This is a genomic window from Acidiphilium sp. PM (genome assembly GCF_000219295.1).
Taxonomy (GTDB): Bacteria; Pseudomonadota; Alphaproteobacteria; order Acetobacterales; family Acetobacteraceae; genus Acidiphilium; species Acidiphilium multivorum.
This window is the reverse complement of the sequence record NZ_AFPR01000072.1, coordinates 1-4354: the sequence shown is the minus strand read 5'-3', so window position 1 is coordinate 4354 and position 4354 is coordinate 1. Positions and strand designations below refer to the sequence as shown.

Genomic DNA, 4354 nt, shown 5'->3' with positions numbered 1-4354 from the left:
GCGCATGTCGCCGTGGCGCTGCGCGAGACGGTGCCGGCATGACCGCTTCACCCGACAGAGCCGCACCCGGGCCGACCCTGGTGCTGCCCCTCCTGCTTGCCCCAGCGGCGAGGCTCCCCCATCGGCCGCCCGCCGCACGGCGCCGGCCGTCCCCCGCGCGGGGTTCGCGCGGAACTGGCAGGCGAGGGCAACCGCGCCGGCCACAACGAGGATAACAGTCTGATGTCCATGACCACACATGATCGGGAAGGGTCGTTATCCGGCCTGACCGAACGGGAGGCGAAGGAGTTCCACTCGATCTTCATCGCCAGTTTCATCGGCTTCACCGTCATCGCGATCATTGCCCACTTCCTGGTGTGGCAGTGGCGCCCGTGGATCCCGGGTCCGCACGGCTATGTCACGGGGTTCCTGGATAACGCGCATATCGGGGTGAAGATGCTCACCTCGCATATCGGATAAGGGAGGACAGACCATGTGGCGCATGTGGCTTCTTTTCGATCCGCGCAGGGTGCTGACCGCGCTTGGCGTGTTCCTGTTCGCGCTGGCGATCCTGATCCACTTCATCCTGCTGAGCACGCCGCGTTTCGACTGGCTCGGCGGCGCCCCCGCGATGACGACGATGCAGCAGCAGTCGGCCATGCCGGCAAACAAGTAACGGGGCCTGCCAAACCCTTCAGATGATCCCGGTGCCGGTCGGCTCGTGCCGACCGCGCCGGGGGGAGGGGCCCCAACCGAACGGTGAGGAACTGCCCGATGGCACTGCTCAGTTTTGAAAGAAAATACCGCGTCCGCGGCGGGACCCTGATCGGCGGGGACCTGTTCGATTTCTGGGTCGGGCCGTTCTATGTCGGCTTCTTCGGTGTGACCGCCGCCTTCTTCATCATGCTCGGCACGGCGCTGATCATCTGGGGCGCGGCGCTCGGGCCGACCTGGAACATCTGGCAGATCAGCATCGCGCCGCCCGACCTTTCCTACGGGCTCGGCCTCGCGCCGCTGGCCAAGGGCGGGCTCTGGCAGATCATCACGGTCTGCGCGATCGGCGCCTTCGGCTCCTGGGCGCTGCGCGAGGTGGAGATCAGCCGCAAGCTCGGGATCGGGCTGCACGTGCCGGCGGCGTTCAGCGTCGCGATCTTCGCCTATGTCACGCTCGAGGTCATCCGCCCGCTGCTGATGGGCGCCTGGGGCAACGGCTTTCCCTACGGCATCATGAGCCATCTCGACTGGGTGTCGAACACCGGATACGCCTATCTCAATTTCGAATACAACCCGATGCACATGGTCGCCGTGACGCTGTTCTTCACGACGACGCTCGCCCTCGCGCTGCACGGATCGCTGGTTCTGGCCGCGATCAACCCGCCGGCGGGCGAGACGGTGAAGTTCGCCGAGCACGAGGACACGTTCTTCCGCGATTTCATCGGCTACTCGATCGGCACGCTGGGCATTCACCGGCTCGGCCTGTTCCTCGCCCTCGGGGCGGGGTTCGCCAGCGCCACCTGCATCCTGCTCTCCGGCCCGTTCTGGACCCAGGGCTGGCCCTCGTGGTGGGGGTGGTGGCTGCATCTGCCGATCTGGCAGTTCGGCGGTCATTGAGGTGCGCCATGCAAGACCGCACCAGTCATAACCTTCAAGCAGTCCGGGGGCTCGGATGATCGAATATCAGAACATCTTCACGCGGGTGCAGATCCGTGGGCCGCTGCATGACGGCGTTCCGGCGCCGGCGGGTGTGTGGGGCCGGCAGGGCAAGCCGTTCTTCAGCTACCTGCTCGGCCAGATCGGCAACGCCCAGGTCGGCCCGATCTATCTCGGCTCCCTCGGCGTCGCCTCCATCGCCTGCGGCCTGATCGCCTTCGAGATCATCGGGCTGAACATGATGGCCTCGGTGAACTGGAACCCGATCCGCTTCGTGCGCGACCTGCCGTGGCTCGCGCTCGAACCGCCGCCGCCGGCCTACGGGCTGCGGCTGCCGCCGATGGACCAGGGCGGGTGGTGGCTGCTGGCCGGATTCTTCCTGACCACCTCGCTGCTGCTCTGGTGGCTGCGGGTCTACCGCCGCTCGAAGCAGCTCGGCCTCGGCACCCATACCGCCTGGGCCTTCGCCTCGGCCATCTGGCTGTTCCTCGTGCTCGGCTTCATCCGCCCGCTGCTGATGGGCAGCTGGGGCGAGGCGCCGCCCTTCGGCATCTTCCCGCATCTGGACTGGACCGTCGCGTTCTCGTTGCGATACGGCAACCTGTATTACGATCCGTTCCACATGCTCTCGATCGTGTTCCTCTATGGCTCGGTCCTGCTGTTCGCGATGCATGGCGCGACCATTCTCGCCGTCAGCCGGTTCGGCGGCGAGCGCGAGGTGGAGCAGACGGTGGACCGGGGCACCGCATCGGAGCGCGCCGCGCTGTTCTGGCGCTGGACGATGGGGTTCAACGCGACGATGGAGAGCATCCATCGCTGGGCCTGGTGGTTCGCGGTGCTGACCACGCTGACCGGCGGGATCGGCATCCTGCTCACCGGCACCGTCGTCGACAACTGGTTCCTGTGGGCGGTGAAGCACCATGTGGCGCCGGCCTATCCGCACATCTACGGGCATATCGCCGATCCGGCCCAGGGTACGGCCGCGGGCAAGGGGACAATGCCATGAAAGTCACGATCACCCTGCTCGCCCTGATCGGCGGCATGACGGCGATGGTCATCGGCGTGCTGACCTTGCAGCCGCCCACGGTGCGCTCGGTGCAGCGCGGCTATCGCGGCACCGGCCAGCAGCTCGAATACAGCCCGGCGGTGATCGCCGCCGCCTTCGCCGCCAACCAGGCGCCCACCGCCCTGCCGCAGAACAATGCCGGGCCGCCGGCCGGCACGATCTACAAGAACGTTCAGGTACTCAAGAACGTTCCGGCCGGCGCCTTCGCGCGGATCATGGTCTCGATGGTGCAGTGGGTCGCGCCGAAACAGGGCTGCGGCTACTGTCACGTCGCCGGCAATTTCGCCTCCGACGCCAAGTATCAGAAGCGGGTCGCGCGGCGGATGCTGGAGATGACGATCTTCATCAATGCCGACTGGCAGACGCATGTGAAGAAGGTCGGCGTCACCTGCTATACCTGCCATCGGGGCAACAATGTGCCGAGCCGGGTCTGGTTCGAGGGCGTCGCCCCGCCGCATGCGGGCGGGCTGCTGCAGACCGACAGCGGCGAGGCGCGGCCCTCGGCGGTGGCGGATGGCTCGGCGCTGCCGGCCGATCCGCTCACGCCCTTCCTGCTCGGGCACGAGCCGATCCGGGTGACCGGTACGACCGCGCTGCCCACCGGCAACCGCCACTCGATCCAGCAGACCCAGTGGACCTATGCGCTGATGATGCACTACGCGACGGCGCTGGGGGTGAACTGCGATTTCTGCCACCAGACCCGCGCCTTCGCCGACTGGTCGGAAAGCACGCCGCAGCGGGTGACCGCCTATTACGGCCTGCACATGGTCCGCGCGCTCAACAACGACTATCTCCTGCCGCTGACCGGCACCTTCCCCAAAGCCATGCTCGGCCCGGCCGGCGATGTGGCGAAGGTGGATTGCGCGACCTGCCACCAGGGCGTGTTCAAGCCGCTCTATGGCGCGCCGATGGCGAGCCAGTTCCCCTATCTCCGCGGTCCCGCCGCGCTCGCCCAGCCCGATCCGAAGGCGGCGGCGGCGCATGGCGAGGACAACCCGGCGATGATCACCGTGGCGTCCGCCCCGGCTTCGGGCAGCGCCAAACCGACAGCGTCCCCCGCCCCGACCGGGGCGGGTGCACCGGGCCAATAGCGCCGCGGCTCCCCGGCGTTTGCCCGATACTTGGCGTGGGTCGAAAGGCCCACGCCTTTTTATGCGTCACTCGACCTTGGTGGCCGCTTGCCATTGGGAGGTCGGGGATCTGTTCTGGGATCTTGGCAGGAAGAAGGATCGGGATGGCGAGGAACCATACGCTGGAAGATCACGGGCGAGCTGCGTGAGGTTGTGCAGGCGAAATTATCAAATCCCGCGCGACGCCGGCGCTGTATCGATCACATCAGAGGAAAAAAAGGCCGTCTCTGAGCGGCGCCATCCTCCACGGCGGGTTTCGGCAATGGAGGCTCACCGCGGAACAGATTGCCGGGCCGGAAGGCCGCGCCAGGGATCCGACCACCGGCAGACGCGTCTCTTGGATAAACCTCATGACGGAATGGGTACGTGATGAAGTGCCGCATCTGCGGCTGCCGCAGAGGCGTTTTCGCCGTTGTCGGCCAGAATGATCTCGCCTGCTCCGCTCGCGGAGGCAGACACCATGATGTCACTCCGTGATGGGCCGGACCATCCGTTCCCGGATCATTTGACGACGGACAGAAAGCGGGTT

The 4354-nt window shown here is 66.6% G+C and carries 6 protein-coding genes; 5 read left to right on the top strand and 1 reads right to left on the bottom strand.

Annotation, left to right across the window (positions count from 1 at the left end; genetic code table 11):
• The coding region (locus tag APM_RS22370) for a hypothetical protein (RefSeq protein WP_206740694.1) at positions 1–204 on the bottom strand (204 nt) is incomplete at its 3' end.
• Positions 205–222: 18 nt separating this feature from the next.
• Between APM_RS22370 and pufB the strand changes: the two genes are divergently transcribed.
• From pufB to pufC, 5 genes are all read left to right on the top strand, one after another.
• The gene (pufB, locus tag APM_RS02740; RefSeq protein ID WP_007421832.1) at positions 223–459 is read left to right on the top strand and encodes a light-harvesting antenna LH1, beta subunit; all 237 of its coding nucleotides are present in this window, start codon (positions 223–225) and stop codon (positions 457–459) included.
• Between the two features lie 13 nt (positions 460–472).
• Positions 473–655 carry a light-harvesting antenna LH1, alpha subunit gene (gene pufA / locus APM_RS02735; RefSeq protein ID WP_007421831.1) on the top strand — a complete coding sequence of 61 codons (183 nt, stop codon included), beginning with the start codon at positions 473–475 and terminating at the stop codon, positions 653–655.
• Positions 656–753: 98 nt separating this feature from the next.
• Complete coding sequence (pufL, locus tag APM_RS02730) at positions 754–1590, top strand: photosynthetic reaction center subunit L (protein ID WP_007421830.1); 837 nt, start codon at positions 754–756, stop codon at positions 1588–1590.
• Positions 1591–1645: 55 nt separating this feature from the next.
• Positions 1646–2635 (top strand): photosynthetic reaction center subunit M, encoded by a 990-nt coding sequence (pufM, locus tag APM_RS02725; RefSeq protein WP_007421829.1) that lies wholly within the window; start codon positions 1646–1648, stop codon positions 2633–2635.
• Complete coding sequence (gene pufC, locus APM_RS02720; protein WP_007421828.1) at positions 2632–3786, top strand: photosynthetic reaction center cytochrome PufC; 1155 nt, start codon at positions 2632–2634, stop codon at positions 3784–3786. Before pufM ends, pufC begins: the two co-directional genes overlap by 4 nt.
• The last annotated feature ends 568 nt before the right edge of the window (positions 3787–4354 follow it).